The sequence below is a fragment of the Amycolatopsis sp. MJM2582 genome (assembly GCF_000754115.1).
Lineage (GTDB): Bacteria > Actinomycetota > Actinomycetes > Mycobacteriales > Pseudonocardiaceae > Amycolatopsis > Amycolatopsis japonica.
Window position 1 is genome coordinate 166,417 of sequence record NZ_JPLW01000001.1, and the last position, 18,237, is coordinate 184,653.

The 18,237-nt window shown below is 67.2% G+C and carries 20 protein-coding genes; 6 read left to right on the forward strand and 14 right to left on the reverse strand.

Going from position 1 to position 18,237, the window contains the following annotated elements; all coding sequences use genetic code 11:
• From ED92_RS00700 to ED92_RS42935, 5 genes are all read right to left on the reverse strand, one after another.
• On the reverse strand, nucleotides 1-861 hold the full coding sequence (locus ED92_RS00700) for a PD-(D/E)XK nuclease family protein (RefSeq protein ID WP_037332100.1): 861 nt from the start codon (nucleotides 859-861) through the stop codon (nucleotides 1-3).
• 246 nt (nucleotides 862-1,107) lie between these two features.
• Nucleotides 1,108-1,737 (reverse strand): MarC family protein, encoded by a 630-nt coding sequence (locus tag ED92_RS00705; RefSeq protein ID WP_016331481.1) that lies wholly within the window; start codon nucleotides 1,735-1,737, stop codon nucleotides 1,108-1,110.
• Entirely contained in the window at nucleotides 1,734-2,597 is an 864-nt protein-coding gene (locus ED92_RS00710; protein ID WP_037332102.1) for a PHP domain-containing protein, read from the reverse strand. The genes ED92_RS00705 and ED92_RS00710 overlap by 4 nt, the downstream gene beginning before the upstream one ends.
• A gap of 51 nt (nucleotides 2,598-2,648) precedes the next feature.
• Nucleotides 2,649-3,209 (reverse strand): PH domain-containing protein, encoded by a 561-nt coding sequence (locus tag ED92_RS00715; RefSeq protein ID WP_016331479.1) that lies wholly within the window; start codon nucleotides 3,207-3,209, stop codon nucleotides 2,649-2,651.
• Nucleotides 3,210-3,233: 24 nt separating this feature from the next.
• Nucleotides 3,234-3,395 carry a hypothetical protein gene (locus ED92_RS42935; RefSeq protein ID WP_005167589.1) on the reverse strand — a complete coding sequence of 54 codons (162 nt, stop codon included), beginning with the start codon at nucleotides 3,393-3,395 and terminating at the stop codon, nucleotides 3,234-3,236.
• A gap of 186 nt (nucleotides 3,396-3,581) precedes the next feature.
• Between ED92_RS42935 and ED92_RS00720 the strand changes: the two genes are divergently transcribed.
• The gene (locus tag ED92_RS00720; RefSeq protein WP_037332103.1) at nucleotides 3,582-3,995 is read left to right on the forward strand and encodes an NUDIX hydrolase; all 414 of its coding nucleotides are present in this window, start codon (nucleotides 3,582-3,584) and stop codon (nucleotides 3,993-3,995) included.
• Nucleotides 3,996-4,325: 330 nt separating this feature from the next.
• Here the strand turns inward: ED92_RS00720 and ED92_RS00725 are convergent, their stop codons facing one another.
• Together ED92_RS00725 and ED92_RS00730 are read right to left on the reverse strand one after the other, a co-directional pair.
• Complete coding sequence (locus ED92_RS00725) at nucleotides 4,326-5,429, reverse strand: DUF2332 domain-containing protein (RefSeq protein WP_037332105.1); 1,104 nt, start codon at nucleotides 5,427-5,429, stop codon at nucleotides 4,326-4,328.
• A 33-nt stretch (nucleotides 5,430-5,462) separates the two neighbouring features.
• A complete protein-coding gene (locus tag ED92_RS00730) occupies nucleotides 5,463-6,041 on the reverse strand; it encodes a MaoC family dehydratase (RefSeq protein WP_225949972.1) in 579 nt (192 codons plus the stop codon).
• Between the two features lie 250 nt (nucleotides 6,042-6,291).
• Here ED92_RS00730 and corA point away from each other — a divergent pair, with 250 nt between their 5' ends.
• The 3 genes from corA (at nucleotide 6,292) to ED92_RS00745 (ending at nucleotide 9,042) form a co-directional block, all read left to right on the forward strand.
• Nucleotides 6,292-7,380: a magnesium/cobalt transporter CorA gene (gene corA, locus ED92_RS00735; RefSeq protein ID WP_037332108.1), complete on the forward strand. Its 1,089-nt coding sequence runs from the start codon at nucleotides 6,292-6,294 to the stop codon at nucleotides 7,378-7,380.
• A 178-nt stretch (nucleotides 7,381-7,558) separates the two neighbouring features.
• Entirely contained in the window at nucleotides 7,559-8,206 is a 648-nt protein-coding gene (locus ED92_RS00740) for a metallophosphoesterase (RefSeq protein WP_037332110.1), read from the forward strand.
• A complete protein-coding gene (locus ED92_RS00745) occupies nucleotides 8,203-9,042 on the forward strand; it encodes a ParB N-terminal domain-containing protein (protein WP_037332111.1) in 840 nt (279 codons plus the stop codon). The genes ED92_RS00740 and ED92_RS00745 overlap by 4 nt, the downstream gene beginning before the upstream one ends.
• 76 nt (nucleotides 9,043-9,118) lie before the next feature.
• Here the strand turns inward: ED92_RS00745 and ED92_RS00750 are convergent, their stop codons facing one another.
• Nucleotides 9,119-10,642 carry an MFS transporter gene (locus tag ED92_RS00750; RefSeq protein WP_037332112.1) on the reverse strand — a complete coding sequence of 508 codons (1,524 nt, stop codon included), beginning with the start codon at nucleotides 10,640-10,642 and terminating at the stop codon, nucleotides 9,119-9,121.
• Nucleotides 10,643-10,764: 122 nt separating this feature from the next.
• On the opposite strand from ED92_RS00750, the gene ED92_RS00755 reads away from it, so the two are divergent.
• Nucleotides 10,765-11,445, forward strand: coding sequence for a TetR/AcrR family transcriptional regulator (locus tag ED92_RS00755; protein WP_037332113.1), 681 nt, complete (start codon nucleotides 10,765-10,767; stop codon nucleotides 11,443-11,445).
• 67 nt (nucleotides 11,446-11,512) lie between these two features.
• Here ED92_RS00755 and ED92_RS00760 read toward each other — a convergent pair whose 3' ends face one another.
• Nucleotides 11,513-12,436 (reverse strand): hypothetical protein, encoded by a 924-nt coding sequence (locus tag ED92_RS00760; protein WP_037332115.1) that lies wholly within the window; start codon nucleotides 12,434-12,436, stop codon nucleotides 11,513-11,515.
• A 199-nt stretch (nucleotides 12,437-12,635) separates the two neighbouring features.
• Here ED92_RS00760 and ED92_RS41710 point away from each other — a divergent pair, with 199 nt between their 5' ends.
• Complete coding sequence (locus ED92_RS41710) at nucleotides 12,636-12,836, forward strand: PspC domain-containing protein (RefSeq protein WP_063774594.1); 201 nt, start codon at nucleotides 12,636-12,638, stop codon at nucleotides 12,834-12,836.
• A gap of 7 nt (nucleotides 12,837-12,843) precedes the next feature.
• On the opposite strand, the gene ED92_RS00770 is transcribed toward ED92_RS41710, so the two are convergent.
• The 5 genes from ED92_RS00770 to ED92_RS00790 all read right to left on the reverse strand — a co-directional run bounded on the left by ED92_RS00770 (nucleotide 12,844) and on the right by ED92_RS00790 (nucleotide 18,052).
• Nucleotides 12,844-13,605, reverse strand: a complete 762-nt coding sequence (locus ED92_RS00770) for an NPP1 family protein (protein WP_037332116.1) — start codon at nucleotides 13,603-13,605, stop codon at nucleotides 12,844-12,846.
• Nucleotides 13,606-13,758: 153 nt separating this feature from the next.
• Nucleotides 13,759-14,937, reverse strand: coding sequence for an ABC transporter ATP-binding protein (locus ED92_RS00775; RefSeq protein ID WP_037332119.1), 1,179 nt, complete (start codon nucleotides 14,935-14,937; stop codon nucleotides 13,759-13,761).
• A gap of 3 nt (nucleotides 14,938-14,940) precedes the next feature.
• Complete coding sequence (locus ED92_RS00780; RefSeq protein WP_037332121.1) at nucleotides 14,941-15,783, reverse strand: carbohydrate ABC transporter permease; 843 nt, start codon at nucleotides 15,781-15,783, stop codon at nucleotides 14,941-14,943.
• On the reverse strand, nucleotides 15,783-16,733 hold the full coding sequence (locus ED92_RS00785; protein ID WP_037332124.1) for a carbohydrate ABC transporter permease: 951 nt from the start codon (nucleotides 16,731-16,733) through the stop codon (nucleotides 15,783-15,785). The genes ED92_RS00780 and ED92_RS00785 overlap by 1 nt, the downstream gene beginning before the upstream one ends.
• Nucleotides 16,730-18,052 (reverse strand): ABC transporter substrate-binding protein, encoded by a 1,323-nt coding sequence (locus ED92_RS00790; RefSeq protein ID WP_037332125.1) that lies wholly within the window; start codon nucleotides 18,050-18,052, stop codon nucleotides 16,730-16,732. Before ED92_RS00790 ends, ED92_RS00785 begins: the two co-directional genes overlap by 4 nt.
• Nucleotides 18,053-18,237: the final 185 nt, after the last annotated feature.

Sequence of the window (18,237 nt, forward strand, 5' to 3'; positions counted from 1 at the left end):
CTAGGGCGCCAGCAACTCCCACGGCTGAGCCGCGGGACCGGCCTCCTGGCCCGCCGCGCAACTGGGCCGGAAGTCGCACCATGAGCAACGGCGGCCCGGGCGCGCCGGGAACAACACGTCCTCGTCGCCGCCAGCGTCCAGGGTATCCGTTGCCAGCCGCAGGTCCCCGGCGGTCTCGTCGGCGCGTTGGAGATGCCGCTTGAGGCTCTGCTCGGTGTGCTCGGCGGCCGCGATGGTGCCGGTGGGCACGTGGTGCAGCTCGACCTGGTAGCACGGCGTGCGCAGGGTCCTGGCGGCCGCGACCGCGTACAACGCCAAGGCCTGCGACGAACGTGCCTCGTACTCGTCCGGCTCACGACGGCCGGTCTTGTAGTCGATGATCACCAATTCCCGGCCACGCTGATCGATCCGGTCTGCGCGGCCCTCGATGATGAGGCTGGGCCCGCTGCCCGGTTCGAGCGTGACCGGCGCCGAAACCCAGCGCTCCAGCCCGACCGGATCGACGCTGACGTCGTTGTGCTCGACGTACTCCGCGACCCAGGCCTTGGCCCTGGCGCGGTACCGGGCGGCCTGGTCGGCGTCTTCGAACCCGGCGTCCTTCCAGTGTTCGGCGACGAGCGCCATCGCCCGCTGCGGCACGCGCTTGACCACCGGCAGGTCGAACAACGCCCGCAAAGCGTTGTGCACCACCGCACCCAGCGTGCTGTGCGCCCACGCGCCGGTGCGTACCGGGGACGGCCGGTCCAGATACGACATGCGGTAGCGGCGCGGGCAGTCTTCGAACGTCGCGAGGCGCGCGGGCGAGACCTTCGTCAGCTTGCGCGGCGCTTCGACGCCGAAGTCGAAACCAATCTGCTCCATCGGATCACCCCGCGCGCAACGCTACGCACCCCCACCGACACTTTTCGAGGGGATCCCCGCCGAAGGGAGCAAGGGAGCTTTGCTACCACCCGCGGCCGGGCGGTGGTCCGCACGGGGCCGGGTGGGTCGGGCGTGCAATGAAAGGCTCTTTCCTTGCGAAATTTGCAAGGAAAGAGCCTTTCCTTGCATCGGGCAGGCGGGAGCGCGAGGCGGGAGGAGCAAGGGACCTTTGCTACCACCCGGCCGTCACGTGCCCGAGATGAAGCCCTTCACCGAGTTCGCCACCAGCTCGACCGCGATCGCGGCCAGCAGCAGACCGGCGATCTTCGCCAGCAGCGTGATCCCGCTTTCCTTGATCAGCCGGATCACCACGCCCGAGTACCGCATGCACAGGTACAGCACGAAGTGCACCGTCACGATCGAAAGCGCGAGAGCCACGTACGCTCCGACGTGGCCATCAGCCTGCCGTACGAAGACGATGGTCGCGGCGATCGCACCCGGGCCCGCGAGCAGCGGCGTCCCGAGCGGGACGAGGGCGACGTTGACGTCGTCGCCCGCCGCCTCGGCCTCGCCGCCGGTCTTGCCGGTCAGCAGTTGCAGCGCGATGAGCAGCAGCAACAGCCCGCCCGCGCCCTGCAACGCCGGGATCCCGATGCCGAGGTAGGACAGGATCGCCTGTCCAGCGACGGCGAACAGCGAGATCACCAACAACGACACCAGCACCGCTTGCCGCGCGGCCTTGGCGCGGAACGCCACCGACTTGCGGCCGGTCAGGCTGAGGAACACCGGCACCGTGCCGGGCGGGTCCATGATGACGATCAGCGTGATCGTCGCGCTCATGAACAGGCGCGCGTCGAAGAAGTCCGTGATCGTCACCGGGTCACGACCTGATAGCCGGTGGACCGCGCGACGAGCTCTTCGAGCGCGAGCGGATCGGTGGTCTCGTCGCCGAGGTCGATGGTCTTGTTCGTGCCGTGGTAGTCGCTCGACCCGGTGCGCACGAGCCCCAGCTCCCCCGCCAGCCCGTGCAGCCGGACGCGGGTCTCCTCGTCGTGGTTCGGGTGGTCGACCTCGACGCCGGTGAGCCCGTGCTCGGCCAGCCCGGCGAGCACGTCGACGCTGATGGTCGCCCCGCGCGTGTAAGCGAAGGGATGCGCGATGACGGTGACCCCGCCCGCCTCCGCGATCATGTCGATCGCGTCCTCCACGAGCGTGTCCTGCCGCGCCACGAAGTATCCGCTGCCGTTGCCTAGATAGCTCGCGAAGGCTTCGTTGACCGACGAGACGACACCGGCACGCACCAAGGCCTGCGCGAGATGCGGACGTCCGGCGGAACCGTCCTCGGGAAGCAGCGACATGACCTCGTCGGGATCCACCGGGAGACCGTCGGCGGCCATCCGTTCGGCCATCACCCGCAGCCGCCAGCGCCGCTCCGACCGAAGCCGGGTCTGCTCGGCGACGACCGCCGCCGACTCCGGGTCGAAGAGGTACGCGAGCAGGTGGACGCTGATGTGCCGCCCGGTCACCGGGTCGACGGAGATGGTGGACAGCTCGGCGCCGGGCACCAGGGTGAGCCCCGGCGGAAGTGCCTCGGCGGCCGGGGCCCAGCCGGCCGTGGTGTCGTGATCGGTGATCGCGACGACGTCGAGGCCCGCCTTCGCGGCGGCGGCGATCAGCCCGGCAGGGCTGTCGGTACCGTCGGAGGCGGTGGAGTGGGCGTGCAGGTCGATGCGCATCGCGGATCAGTATCGACGATGCGCCAGGTCACAGCGACCCCGGGACCTGCGCTAACCGACCTTCTTCTTGCCGCGGGCCGCACGCTGCGCCTTGATCATCGAAAAGCGCTCGGCCTGCTTCTGCTTGTCGCCGAAGACGAGCTCGGAAATGGTGTCGTAGAACTCTTCCGGCTTCGGCAGGTAGTCGATGCGGTTCAGTGCCTGGATCTGACCGGCGGACTCGACCACCATGGTCCCGTACCCCATCATCCGGCCCCAGGCCGAACGTTCGTAGGTGAGGTCGGTGACCTTGGTGATCGGCATCATCAGCACCTTGGTGGTGTAGACGCCGGTCGTCATCACGAACCGTTTGTCCGTGACGACCAGTCGCTCGACCCACCACTCCATCACCACGTACGCGAAGCGCAGGATGACGAGCAACGCGGCATACCAGAGGATGTTCTGGATGACCCACGCGGCGGGCGGCAGCAGGTAGGACACCAGGACGCAGATGGCCAGCAAGGCCACCGCCTCGAAGGTGTCCCACAGCAGCACCGCCCAGTGACGGCGGATCCTGATGACCCGCCGCTCGGTGTCGAGGAGATACTCGTCTGGATCGCGTGGGGCGAACATACCGATAGAGTATCCGCTCCTCCGCTAGCTGAAGACGTTGCTGACGAAGGTGATCACCGATTCGGCCGAGTCACGCAGGAAGCCGATGATGTTTCCCACGAGGCCCGCGGCCTGACCTGGCTGCGCGATCACGAAGAACAGCACCAACGCGATTCCTGCGAAAGTGAGGAGCTTTTTCGCGTTCACAGCGATCAATCCTGTCTCTTACGGTGACTGACTGCGGATACTGACCATTCATTTTGTACCGCACCTTCCACCGGCGCGGGAGAGAAGTCCCGCGCTTGGGTCAGCCGGCAGGGGGAAGTGTACCGCACGGCTACTCTCCGTGTACAGGACAGCCATTGTCAGGAAGCCCGCGTCTACCATTCGGGAATGAACACCGTTTCGGACAGCACCGTCCGCTGTGTCGGCGGCATCGTCCACGACGAACTCGGCCGGATTCTGCTGATCCGGCGCGCGAATGAACCCGGACGTGGACTGTGGTCGGTCCCCGGCGGACGCGTCGAACCAGGCGAAACGGACGAAGCGGCCGTCATTCGCGAGATGCGTGAAGAGACCGGGCTCGACGTGATACCGGGCACACCTGTCGGCAACGTCCGCCGCGGCCCGTACGACATCCACGACTACGCCTGCACGGTCGCCGGCGGCACTCTCCGTGCCGGGGACGACGCCACCGACGCCCGGTGGATCGACGCCGAAACCTTGATCGAACTCGACAAAGGCGGCCGGCTGGCCGAACTCCTGTTCGTCACTCTCCGCGACTGGGGAGTGCTGCCGACCGGTTAGCCCGAAAGACGCGGGATAAAGCAGTGCGCAAGGTGAAAATTATCCTCGCCGATGCTTTCCCGTCACCTTCGAAGAGCGGAAACGCTAACGACCATCAGTCGCTGACGGGGCTCCGGCCGGGTTCGCGCCGACCGCCCCCTCACGCATGCCGTCCGTCTGATCACGCGTGACGTCCACTCAGGCGCGCGGAAGTACCCGTTCGGCCCAGGGTGGTCGTGAGTGGCGATTCGGGTTAGAACACGAAACGCCACTCACGACCGGGCCGGCACCTACCTGGCCGCGTCCAACGCCTCTCGACCCACCCCTCGCCGTCAGCGATCCACGGAAACGCTAAACGGGCAACCAGGTCATCCGCTGCCCGTGCGGCGCCGTCCTGGCCAGCGCCCGCACGTCCGGGACGCCGGACTCCCACCGGACGAGCCCGAGCACGGCCTGATCCACCGGTTCGGCCAGATCGGCCCTGCCGGGCACCAGCGGCTCCAGTGCGGCGGCGTAGAACTCCTCGCTGACCCACCACAGCGGCCGGTCCGCGGCGAGTTTCCGGAGCGCTTCGAGGAAGTCGGCGCGTCGCTCCCCCAGGTACGCCAGCACGTGGCTGGTCAGCACGACGAGCGGGGCGTCGGCGGGCAGCGTGGCGGCCGCCGAGGCGAGATCGTCGACGGCGTCGCCGGCGATCAGCTCCGGCCGCTGCTTGCCCTGTGCCGCCGCGGCCGTGCGCAGGAGCCGGATCCGGTCCGGCTGGTCGGCCCAGACACACGCTTCGAGCCAGGCGAGTTCGTCTTCGTCGGCCAGGTCCACCGGGGCGCGGTCGAGGCCTGCGCGGGCGGTGATCGTCAGCTTCTTCGGCACCTTCGGCGTGACGGCGCCGGGCGCGAGGTCCAGCGCGCAGTGCAGGCCGACGGCGGTTTTCGCGGGCCCGGCGGTGAGCTGTTCGCCGCCGTCGCACTGGTAACGGTAGGCGTATTTGTCCAGGCCGAGGAGCAGGCCCGCGCTGCAGCCGACCTCGAGCAGCGCGATCTTGCCGCCCGCCTCCTTCGCCGCCGCCGTCACCGCGGGGTAGAGCAACGCGGCCCGGCGGACCTCGTTGGTCTGCGTGTACCGCGAGGAGATGATCGCGCGCGCCTTGTCCGCCCGCTCCAGCAGGAACGAGCGGAACAAGGGCCACGTCTCCGAGTCCACGCCGTCGAAACCGCCGACGGACGGGTAGTACCGCGAGAGCGGGTGGATGGGGTCGGCCTGGATGAGCCGGTGCGCGGTCGCCATGAGCAGCGTTCCGCGTGCTTCACCGCCGCGAGCGTCCGTCAGCAGCCCGGCGACGTCGTCGTCCTCGGCCGCCTTCGCCGCCAGGTGCTCGTACAGCGGCGAAACACCGGCCGCCTCGACCGTCGCGAACTTCCGCAGACGGTCCTTGATCTCATCCAGCCCGATGGGCATCGACGCGCTCCCTTTTCCCGTTCGTGACACCCATTATTCGTGCGGCACGGGACGGCCGGGCTGTTCACCGCCCCTGGAGTCACCGTAAGACCGCTTCGGCACCATCACCTTGCGACGGAACACACAGACGATCGTGCCGTCCTGCTTGTAGCCGCGGGTCTCGACGTAGACGACACCACGGTCGTCCTTCGATTTCGACGGCGTCTTGTCCAGCACCTCGGTCTCGCCGTAGATGGTGTCGCCGTGGAAGGTCGGCTTCACGTGTTTCAGCGATTCGACCTCGAGGTTGGCGATCGCCTTGCCGGACACGTCCGGCACCGACATCCCCAGCAGCAGCGAGTAGATGTAGTTGCCGACCACGACGTTCTTGCCGAAGTCGGTGGTCTCCTCGGCGTAATGCGCGTCGAGGTGCAGCGGATGGTGGTTCATGGTGATGAGGCAGAACAGGTGGTCGTCGTACTCGGTGACCGTTTTGCCCGGCCAGTGCTTGTAGACCGCACCGACCTCGAACTCTTCGTAATAGCGACCGAACTGCACCCATTCCTCCTGCACGAGTAACGCGGCGTGAGCCTGGAACGACAGGCCTTCGTGTTGAGGAGTACCCTCGACCATTGGTGTCGGGTCGTCAACGCGACCCACACCACTGCGTAACCGTCCGCCGAGCCGAAGGAGGTGAGGAACCCGATGTCCAGTGGCGATAGTCCGCTTCCTAGTAGTCGCAGCGTTTCCGCCTTCACATCTCGCCGGATCCCCACCTGGCAGGGCTGACGAAACCGGGAACGCTGGCCTAGCCGAGCGGCTCCCCGACCGCTTGGCCCGTCGTCTTCGCGCTTCAACGCACGACGTCTGCCCAGGAGATCCCATGCCTGCCATTCCCTCGCTCGGCGGCCTTCGCGGCCGGAGCAACGGCCGCGCCAAGAGCGTCCCCGAACGCCCGCTGCCCGTCCCCCTTTCGGCGTACGTCGTCGATTGCGCGGTGTATGTGGAGGGCAAGCGCCTGCCCGGCCGCTGGACACACGCCGAGGCCATCAAAGAGGTGCGCAAGCGGCACGCCGGGTTCGTCTGGATCGGCCTGCACGAACCCGACGCCGTCCAGATCCAGGGCATCGCGGACACCTTCGGCCTGCACGAGCTGGCCGTCGAGGACGCGCTCGAAGCACACCAGCGGCCCAAGCTGGAGCGCTACGACGACACGCTGTTCATGGTGCTGAAGACCGTCCGGTACGTCGAGCACGAGTCGCCCGCGACGGCGAACGAGATCGTCGAGACCGGCGAACTGATGGCCTTCCTCGGCCGCGACTTCGTGATCACCGTGCGGCACGGGAACCACTCGGGGCTCGCGAGGCTGCGCCGCGAACTCGACCAGGATCCGGAGCGGCTCGACCTCGGGCCGTCCGCGGTGCTGCACGCGATCGCGGACCACGTCGTCGACCACTACCTCGACGTCACCACGGCGATCGAGTCGGACATCGACGAGATGGAGACGCACGTCTTCGCGCCGCGCTCCAAGGTGAGCGCCGAGCAGATCTACTTCATGAAGCGCGAGGTGCTCGAACTGCGCCGCGCCGTCATGCCGTTGGGGACGCCGCTGCAGCGGCTCGCCGAGGGCTACACGCGGCTGATCCCGGACGAGGTCCGCTCGTACTTCCGCGACGTCTCAGACCACTTGACGACCGTTTCGGAGCGGGTCTCGAACTTCGACGAACTGCTGACCACCCTGGTGGACGCGACGCTGGCGAAGATCACGCTCCAGCAGAACACCGACATGCGCAAGATCACCGCGTGGGCGGCGATCATCGCCGTCCCGACGGCGCTCGCCGGCATCTACGGGATGAACTTCGACTACATGCCCGAGCTGCATTGGCGCTTCGGCTACCCGGTGGCGATGACGGTCATCTTCGGCGTCTGCATCCTGCTCTACCGAATATTCAGGAAGAACCGCTGGCTCTGACCTTTCTTCCCCTTTCGGTAGTTCTGGAGTTCCCTCATGCCAAGGATCCTGACCAACCTCAAGTTCTGGGCGCTGGCCTTCTGCCTCGTCTGGCTCGGCATCGTGATCGCGATCATCGCCAAGGACCCCGCGTTCGCACACGGCACGAAGTAGCGCCGCCGGGCTTACCCTGGAGCGCATGAAAGCGCTGGTGGTCGCGGACGAGGTCGAAGAGCGACTGTGGACGTCCGCCGTCCGCAACCACCCGGCCGACCTCGTGATCGGCGCCGGCGACCTGCCGTACGACTACCTCGAGTTCCTGGCGGGCGCGCTCGACGTGCCGTGCGTGTTCGTCCCCGGGAACCACGACCCCGACCTGTCCGGCTACACCCGCTACGGCGGACTGTCCATGAAGGACGGTTTCCCCGCGGTGTGGCCCGGGCCGGCGGGCGGGGTGAACGCGGACGGCCGGATCGTCGACGTCGGCGGGCTCCGGTTCGCCGGGCTCGGCGGTTCGGTCCGCTACAACGACGGCCCGAACCAGTGGACGCAACGCCAGCAGGCGCGGCGTGCCCGGCGGCTGGTGCGCCGGGCCCGGTTCCGCCGTTGGCGGGACGGGCGGGACGTCGACGTCCTGCTCACGCACGCCCCGCCGCGGCACTGCGGCGACCGTGAGGATCCGCCGCACCGCGGGTTCGACTGTCTCCATCGCACGATCGAGTTGCTGCGGCCGAAATGGTTGCTGCACGGGCATATCCACCCGCACGGTGAACCCGTGCCGGACCGGGTGGTCGGCGGGACCACGGTACGCAACGTGGTCGGGCACCGGATCATGGAGTTCGTATGAAGGACACCGGTTTTCCCCGTGCGGACGCGGAACACGACTTCCTGCGCGCGCGACGACGTCAGGTGTTGTCACGCCTGGCGAACTGGCTGCGCCGCGAACCCGACGACGTCAACATCATGCTGCCGTTCCACGAGGTGGTCGACGCGCTCGGCTATCTCGGCGAGCGGAAGATCGGGGCGCGGGTGATCCGGCTCGACTCGATCGTCGGCAGCGTCGACCGCGGCCGTGATTTCGACCGCCGTTTCCGTCCCACGTCCGGGCGGGTGCGCGAACGCTGGGAACGGCTGGCGCTCGCCACCCGGCGCGGCGAATCGATCCCGCCGATCGAGGTGTACCGCGTGGGCGAACTGCATTTCATCATCGACGGGCACCATCGCGTCTCGGTGGCGCACGCGATGCGACTGTCCACAATAGAGGCGATGGTCACCGAGGTGCGGACCAAACTGGACCCGAGCGGGATCCGGTATCGCGGCGACCTGATCGTCAAGGACTACCGGCGGCTGTTCCTGGAGCGCGTCCCGCTTTCGGGGCACGCGCGGGCTTCGGTGGTGTTCACCGATCCGTGGGACTACGCGCGGCTCGGCGAGCACGTGGAGGCGTGGGGTTTCCGGCTGATGCAGGACGAAGGGGCGTACTCGGATCGGGCGACGCTGGCGCAGCGGTGGTTCGACGAGGAGTTCGTGCCGGTGGTGGCGATGCTGCGGCAGGCGGACCTGATCGGTGCGCGGACGGACGCCGAGGCGTATCTGTGGGTGGCGTGCGAACGTTACCGGCTGATCCGGACGCACCGGTGGGACGACGAGGTCTTCGAGGCGGTGCGGTCACAGTCCCGCTGACGCCCCCTTCAAGTGTCATGAAAGGCCGTTCAGGACAAGAAACGTCCTGAACGGCCCTTTCATGACATCCGGTGAGCTACATGTGCACGGCGACCGGCGTAGCCTCCGAAGCGCCTTCAGGAGCCTTCGCCGGAGCACCCGACCGCAGCAGCAGCCCGCAGATCACCGCACCGATGACGAAGATCCACCCGCCCCACACGAAAGCGGTCGTGTAGCTGTGCACCGCCGCTTCGGCCGCCAGCTGCGCCGAAGGCACCTTTCCGGCCGTGAACGACGTCGCCGCGTTACCGGCCAGCGTGCTCAGCAGCGCGGTCCCGATCGAGCCGCCGACCTGCTGCGCGGTGTTGACCGCCGCCGACGCGACACCGGCGTCGTGCGTGTCGACGCCGAAGGTCGCGACGCTCATCGCGGGCGCCATCGCGAGGCCGATGCCGACGCCCATGACCATCAGCGGGAACAGCACCCCGCCGGTGTACGTGCTCGTGACGTCGATGGCCGAGAGCCAGAACAGCCCGGCCCCGGCGATCAGCATTCCCAGTGACACCAACGGTTTCGCGCCGAACTTCGGCAGCAGCACGGCCGTCGCGGACGTCGCGCTGGCCATCAGGGTGGCCACCATCGGCAGGAACGCGACACCGCTCTGCACCGGCGTGAACCCGAGGTTCAGCTGGATGTAGAAGGTGAGGAACAGGAAGATCGAGAACATCCCGATGGCGAGCAGGAACATCGCGAGGTACGAGCCGCCCCGGTCGCGGTCGAGCAGCACGCGCAGCGGCAGCAGCGGATGCGAGACCCGCTGCTGGATCACCACGAAAGCGGCGAGCAGCACGACACCGGCGGCGAGGAAACCCCACACCGAGATCGAGGACCACGAGTCGCGCTCGGCGTTCGCGAAGCCGTAGACGAGCGCGAAGAGACCGGCCGACGCGGTGATCGTGCCGGGGATGTCGAGCTTCGGGCGCGGGCCCTCGGTCTCGGAGTTCTTCAGCAGCACGAACGAACCGGCGAACGCGATCACCGCGAAGATGATGTTGACGTACATCGACCAGCGCCAGTCGAGGTACTCGGTCAGCACGCCGCCGAGCAGCAGGCCGATCGCCGCGCCGCCACCACCGATGGCGCCGAAGACACCGAACGCCTTGCCGCGTTCCTTCGGATCGGTGAACGTCGTGGTCAGCAGCGAAAGGGCCGCAGGAGCGAGAAGCGCGCCGAAGACACCCTGTGCCGCGCGGGCGACGAGCAGCATTTCGATACTGCTCGCGGCGCCACCGATCGCGGAGACGATGGCGAAGCCGGCGAGCCCGACGAGGAACGCGCGTTTGCGGCCGAAGAGGTCCGCGAGCCGCCCGCCCAGCAGGAGGAGGCTCCCGAACGCGAGCGCGTAGGCGGTGACGACCCATTGGCGGGCGTCGTTCGAGAATCCGAGGTCCTGCTGAGCCGACGGGAGCGCGATGTTCACGACGGTGGCGTCGAGCACCACCATCAACTGGGCGAGCCCGATCATCACCAGGATCAGCCATCTCCTGGCGTGGTGCGGGTTGGTGTGCTGCGCGGCCGCGTCCCCCGGCGGCGTGGCGACAGCGGTGGATGAGTCAGGCATACGGGCGGTTTCCTCACCGATAGTGACGAAGAAGCTATGTGGAGTAGGTATCTCCCCTTTCCGCGCCCAAGGTACACAAGAAGTGGAGAAGTGTCCTCTACTTCGTTTGTTAAGCTGGACGAATGGCTCGGGACCTCGCTCCCGCCGCACCGGCGCGGCCGCTGCGGCGCGACGCTGAACTCAATCGGCAACGCATCATCGCGGCGGCACGCGATGTCTTCGGCGAGCGCGGGCTCGAAGCGACACTCGACGACGTCGCGCATCACGCCGGCGTCGGCGTCGGCACCGTCTATCGCCGCTTTCCCAGCAAGGAACACCTGGTCGAGGCGATGTTCGTCGACCAGTTCGAGACGATCCGCGAGTTCGCCGAAGCAGCGCTTCGCGCCGAAGACCCGTGGGAGGGCTTCGCGGACTTCACCTGGCGCGCGGCCGAACTGCACGCCGGTGACCGCGGGTTACGGGAAGTCATGCTGTCGAACGTCTTCGGCCAGGAGCGCGTCGCCGAGGCGAAATCACGCATGGTGCCGTTGATCACACAGCTCGTCGAACGGGCTCAGACGGCCGGAGTGCTCCGCGCCGATTTCGTGCCGACCGACATGCCGCTCCTGCACCAGATGATCGGCTCCGTCATCGAGTTCACGCACGGTATCCAGCCGGACCTGTGGCGACGGTGCCTCGCGATGCTGCTGGACGGCCTGCGCGCCGAACCCGGCCGCGCGACCCCGCTGCCGCATCCGCCGCTGGACTTCGAGGCCCTGGACGAGGTGATGTGTTCCTTCAGGCTCCCGAAGCTGCGCTCCTGACCCCGCATTTCGTCCTCTGAATGCGGTAGTTGCGCGTGCAAGGACCGCATTCAGAGGACGAAACGCGTCAGGGGAGCTTCGGGAACACGGCGGCGGCGACCTCCCGTGCCGCCCCGCAGGTGACGTCCTCCGCCGCCCCGTCGACCCCGACCACGGAAAGCGCCGCCTGCTCGACCCGGTCCGGGGTGCCCGGGATCGGCCGGTGCGTGGTCACCTGGCAGAACGCGCCGGAAGTGGTGACCTGGACCTGCCGTCCGCCCAGCGCCTCGGTCGCGCCCGGCGTGGTGTCCGCGCCGACGGACAGCGAGAAGCTGACCTTGCCGCGGATGCAGCTGTGCCCGGACAGCGCCGGTGCCGGTTTGGTCTCCGGTCCGGCCGCGGCGTCGAGTTCGTGCTGATCGAGCAACGCGCACGGGGCGACGCGACCCCACGAGCGCTGGTCCAGGTTCAGCCGTCCGACCTTGCGCGCCGAGATCACCCCGGCCGCGCTGCCGACCGTCGCGTCCGCGGTCCGGCAACGGCCGGCCTGGTCGGCGGGCGCCTTGGCATCGGAGGTGACGGCGACGGACAGCCGGATCCCGTCGGCGAAGGTGAGCAGCCGCGTGCAGACGGTGTCCTCGTTGAACGTCGACCGCTGGACGCTGAGGCCTTCCGGCAGCGGCCCGGCGTATTCGTAGGGCTGATTGTTCGGATCCTGCCCGGAAGTGATCGGGCCGGTGGTCACGGTGTAGCGATTGGCGCCCTCGACGAATTCGAGGCGGCAGAACTCGAAAGAGGACAGCGGAGGTTTGACCGCGTTTCCGCCGCCGATCACTTTCCGCTGGTCGACAAGGCTGCAGTAATCGAGCGACGAGTATTCGCCGAGCGCCTCGGAAGCGGTCAAGGCCTCGTCGCCCGCCGTGGTCGGCGAAGGCGCCGCCGGTTCGGGTGTGGCACAGGCCGCGGCGAGGAACAGGCCGCAGAGTACTGCGCTCAGTCTCTTCGGGGGCACCGGAGCAGTATCGTCAAAAGATCCGGGAACACCACCCCCTACGGGCGAAGAACACAGGGCTCGCCGCGTTTTCCCAGGTGGGTGCTTTACCTCGATTTCACGCCCTTAGGGGTGCGTTTCGTTCCGCGGTGGGATGCGGAACGACCGCCGCGCGACGAAAATGGGTTTCACACACAGTGATGACAGAGAGGGAAGACCCGTGACGAACCCCGTAGCCGCCCGTTTGACCCGACCGCGCCAGGGCCGCATGATCGGCGGCGTCTGCGCCGGGATCGCCAAACGTTTCGGCACCACGCCGGGCAAGGTCCGCCTGCTCGCCGTGCTGTCCTGCCTGCTGCCCGGGCCGCAGTTCATCGTCTATCTCGTGCTGTGGCTCGCCCTGCCCGAAAGCGAGTACTGAGCCGGCCTCAGGCGTTGGGATCGAAGGGGATGCCCGCCGGTTTGGCCTTGCCGAGGTTGTATTCGAACGAGCCGTCCTTGATCGCCAGGCTCGCGCTGCCGAAGTCGGCGCGGACGAGCGTGTCGCGGACACCGGGCGGGAATCCGTCCCAGCTGACGAGATCCGGGTACTGCCAGGCGTTGTAGTGGTTCTCCGGCGGCTCGGTCGCGCTCGCGATGCGGAAGCAGTGGGTGCTCGCGCCGTCCTTGTGATAGACGATCTTCGGGTGCGTCCCCTCCCAGGAGACCTTCGAGCGGTCGTAAGTCGAGTAGTTGCCGTGCGCGGACGTCGAGACGTACCGGGCCTGGCCCTCGTTGACCCAGACGACGACGTGTTCGATGTCGTGCCGGTGCCCGCAGCAGTCGATGAGCGGGACGGCTTGGTCCTTTTCGAAGTACAGGTCGTACAGGTGGGCGCACCAGCCGTTGTTGCACTTCGATCGGGCGTAGGAGTTGGTGTTGTCGAGGTCGGACCGGTCCCGGCACTGACCGTTGAGGGCGCCGGAGTTCTTGAGTCCGGTCGCCACCGCGCCGGTGGGCGAAATCGCGGGGGTCGGGTAGCAGCCGTCGGTGTCGTAATCGAACGCGGGCTGCCAGGTGCGGTCGGCCTCGGTCGCGTTCGACGGCAGCGCCGGTGGGGGTTCGGCCCAGGCGACGGCCGGGGCGAGCGTGGTGATCAGGACCGCGCCGACCAGGCCCTGCAGGAGACGGCGTGAAAGCTTCTTCGGCAAGGCGAGCGCCCTTCTCTCGGTACCCGGAGGATTCCCGATCACCCCGAGAGACGTAAACCGCCGAAGGTGGGGAGTCCTCTGTCCCATTGCGCGTGAAGGCCCCCTTCCCGCGGCTGAGCCGAGGGAAGGGGGCCTTCACGCGCTACAGGAGACCTAGTCGGTGTAGGTCAGGTTCTTGCCGCTGGCCCCATCGAACAACTTGATCTTGTCCGCGTCGAACCACAGCTCCACGTTCTGGTTCTCCGCCGCGGAAGACGCCGCCGAGAGGCGGGCGACGATCTGCGACTCGGCACCCGGAACGTCCGAGGATCCGCTGTCGGCGGCGAGATCCGCGAGGTCGGACGACGACGCGGCCGCACCTTCGACCGAGAAGTGCGCGAACTTCTCCGAACCCATCGACTCGAGGACGTCGACGTGGGCGGTGAACGTCGCACCCTGACGGGAGTTGGCGTCCACCAACGCGGCGTCCTCGAAATGCTCCGGCCGGATGCCGACGATGACCTCACGCGGCGCGTCGGCGGCTTCGACCAGTTGCCGTACCCGGTCGGTGAGCGGGATGTCGCCCAGCGCGCTGCGGGCGGTCCCGTTCTCCAGCGTGGCGGGCACGAAGTTCATCGACGGGCTGCCGATGAAGCCGGCCACGAACAGGTTCGCCGGGTTGTCGTAGAGGAACTGCGGCGACCCGATCTGCTGCACGTGGCCCGCCCGGAGCACGACGACCCGGTCGCCGAGGGTCATCGCCTCGGTCTGGTCGTGCGTGACGTAGAGCGTCGTCGTGCCCAGCTGCTTCTGGATCTTCGACACCGAGGTCCGCATCTGACCGCGGAGCTTGGCGTCCAAGTTGGACAGTGGCTCGTCCATCAGGAACGCCTTGGGGTTGCGGACGATCGCGCGCCCCATCGCGACGCGCTGCCGCTGCCCACCGGAGAGGTTCGCCGGCTTGCGGTCGAGATGGCCGGTCAGATCGAGGATCTGCGCCGCCTCTTCGACCTTGGCCCGCACCGTCCGGTCGTCGACCTTGGCCAGCCGCAACGGGAACGCCATGTTCTCCCGCACGCTCATGTGCGGGTACAGCGCGTAGGACTGGAACACCATCGCGATGTCGCGGTCCTTCGGCGCCTTCTCGTTGACGCGCTGGCCGTCGATGCGCAGTTCGCCCGACGAGATGTCCTCCAGGCCCGCGACCATGTTCAGCGTCGTGGACTTGCCGCAGCCGGACGGGCCGACCAGGATGATGAACTCACCGTCGGCGATCGTGATGTCCACTTCGGACACCGCGAGGGCGCCGTCGGGGTACTTCTTGGACACTTTTTCGAGAACGATTTCAGCCATGGGTCAGCCCTTCACCGCACCGGACGTCAGCCCCGCCACGATGCGACGCTGGAAGAACAACACAAACAGGATGATCGGGACGGTGATCACCACGGCGGCCGCGGAGATCGTCCCGGTGGGGTCTTCGAACTGCGAGGACCCGGTGAAGAACGACAACGCCGCCGGGACCGTGCGCGAGGCCTCGGTCGAGGTCAGCGAGATCGCGAACAGGAAGTCGTTCCAGCAGAAGATGAACACCAGGATCGCGGTGGTGAACACGCCCGGTGCCGCCAGCGGCGCGATCACCTTCCGGAACGCCTGCGCCGGGGTCGCGCCGTCCATCTTCGCCGCCTTTTCCAGCTCCCACGGGATTTCCCGGAAGAACGCGGAAAGCGTGTAGATCGACAGCGGCAGCGCGAACGTGATGTAGGGCAGGATCAGCCCCGGCCAGGTGTCGAACAACCCCAGCTCACGTTCGATGTTGAACAGCGGCGTCACCAGCGAGACCTGCGGGAACATCGCGATCAGCAACGACATCCCGACCAGCACCTGCTTGCCGGGGAAGTCCAGCCGCGCGATCGCGTACGCCGCCATCGTGCCGAGGACGACCGCGATCACCGTCGCGATGATCGCGATGCCGATCGAGTTCACCAGTGCCCTGATGAACTCCGTGGTCTCGAAGATGTCGGCGTAGTTCTGCCACGTCCATTCCGACGGGATGAAGTTCCCGTCGTCCAAGGTCTCCTTGGTCTTGAACGAAAGCGAGACCACCCAGAGCACCGGGAACAGCGCGAACACGAGAACCAGGAGGTCGACCAGGCCCCATTTGACTTTGCGGCCGGGAGTGACCGCTCCACCGATGGCCATCAGCGCTTACCCCCATTGTCACTGCCGGGTGCGGCCGTGCCGAACACCTTGATGAAGATGAACGCGATGATCGCCACCGTGATGAAGATCAACACCGCCATCGTCGACCCGATCCCGAGGTTCAACCCCTTGACCAGGTTGTTGTAGGTCTGCATCGACACCGACGACGTGTCCTGTGCCCCGTTGGTGAGCACGAAGATGTTGTCGAAGATGCGGAACGCGTCCAGGGTGCGGAACAGCAGCGCCACCAGGATCGCCGGTTTCATCACCGGCAGCATCACCTTCGTGAACCGCTGCCACGCCGTCGCACCGTCCATCGACGCGGCCTTCAGCAGGTCGTCCGGCACCAGCGCCAGCCCCGCCATCAGCAGCAGCGCCATGAACGGCGTCGTCTTCCACACCTCGGCCAGCACGATGATCGCCAGCGAAGGCCAGTATTCGGTCAGCGGCGCGCTGTCCGGGAAGAACAGGTTGGCCAGATAGCCCGTGTCCGGCGTCCAGGCGTAATACCAGGAGAACGCGGCGACCACGGTCACGATGCCGTACGGGATCAGGGCGACCGTCCGCACGAGGCCCCGGCCGACGAGCGTCCGGTGCATGATCAGCGCCAGGCCCATGCCCAGCACGAACTCGATCGCCACCGAAACGATGGTCAACCCCATCGTCGTCCCGAACGCCGTCCACCAGTAACCGTTGGACAGCACCGAAATGTAGTTGTCGAGGCCGACGAACTCCTGCTGCGCAGGGAACCTGAGGTCGTAGCGCTGCAGGGAGAGCCAGATCGAGTAGATGATCGGGTATCCGGTGACCGCGATCATCACGATCGCCGCCGGGGCGCACAACCATAGCCCGAGCCTGCGCTCGGCCTTCTTTCCTTCGCTGAGAACCGGTTTCGCCTTCTTGCCCGGTTTGCTCGCGGTCGCCGAACCGGCGGTCTCCTGCACGGTCACGGGATCACTCCCTTCGACTGGAGCGCGTCGGCGAGCTGTTCCTTCAGCTTCTCCGCCGTCTTCTGCGGATCGATTTCAGAAGGCGGGGAAAGCACCTTCGACAGCACTGTCGAAGCGTTCTGGTACGCCGGGGTCAGCGGACGGACCGCCGCGTCCTTGAGCGCGTCCAGGATCGTCTCCCGCATCGGGTACTTCGTTTCCATACTCGGGTTGTCGTCACTCTGCGGCGCCGTCGCGTCGAGCGGCAGCGTGTCGGTGTAGAGCGATTCGATCGTCGGCGGGACGCCGTCCTTGAGCGCGGAGAACTTCTGGTTCTTCGCGCTGCGCAGGCACAGCGCGACCTCGTATGCCTCGGCCTTGTGCTTCGAGGTCGAACTGACCGCCAGGTTGTAGCCACCGATCGTGGTCTTGGCGGGCTTCCCCGCTTCGAGCCGCGGATAGGTGGTCCACTTGAAGTGCTTCAGCTCGTCCTTCTTCTCCTTGGCGTAGGAGGCGTAGACGAACGGCCAGTTCAATTCGAAGGCGGCGTTGCCGCGCTGGAAGGACTGGCGGACCTCGTCCTCCTTCGAGTTGGTCAGCGACGGGTCGGTGATCCCGGACGTGGTGACCTTCTTGAGCATCTCCAGCGCCTTGACCGCGCCGGCGTCCATCACGACCGACTTGCCGTCGTCGGACAGGATCTTGCCGCCCGCGGACTCGACGAGCGTGTTGTAGATGACGACGAGGCCCTCGTACTGCGCGCCGGTGAACACGACGTTCGCCGGTTTGCCCTGCACCTTGAGCGCCTTCGCCTGGTCGATCATCTCGTCCCAGGTCTTCGGCGGTGTCGGCGTCAACCGGTCGTCGTACCAGAGCAGCTGGACGTTGGTGTTCTTGGTCGCCGCGTAGAGTTTTCCGTTCCACGTGGCGGTTTCGAGCGGTCCCGGCAGGACACCCTCGGTCGCCTCGGCCTTCGCCTCGCCCGTCCATTCGTCGACCCAGCCCGCCTCGGCGAACTCCGAGACCCAGGTGACGTCCAGCCCCAGTACGTCGAGCGACTCGTCCCCGGCGGCCAGGCGGCGCACCATCTGCTCCCGCTGGCCGTCGGCCGGTCGCGGGAGCTTGTTGTAGACGACCTCGTACCGCCCGCCCGAGGCCTTCGTGCAATCGTCCACAACGGACTGGAAATTGTCTTCGGGCGCGTAGTAGACGTTGATCTTCAGTCCGGCATCCGAACCGCAGCCCGCCAGCAGGCCGACCGTCAGCGCTGTCGCGCCGAGTAGCGAGCCGGTGCGGCCTGGTGAGCGGCCCCTCCGGCTCGCGCTCATCCTCTTCCCCATGAGGCCTCCTCACCCGCGCACGCCTGGGGAACGGCGGCACTAGGACGCGTTGAAGAAGCCCGCGCGCCAGCACCCCGACGTGCTAGTGCTCGGGCGGACACGCTGGAGTACATGACCGCCCGACTGGTGTTGTGCAACCTATTCCGGGCGATCACCGCCCGCAAGCAGTATCGGTAACGATTCAG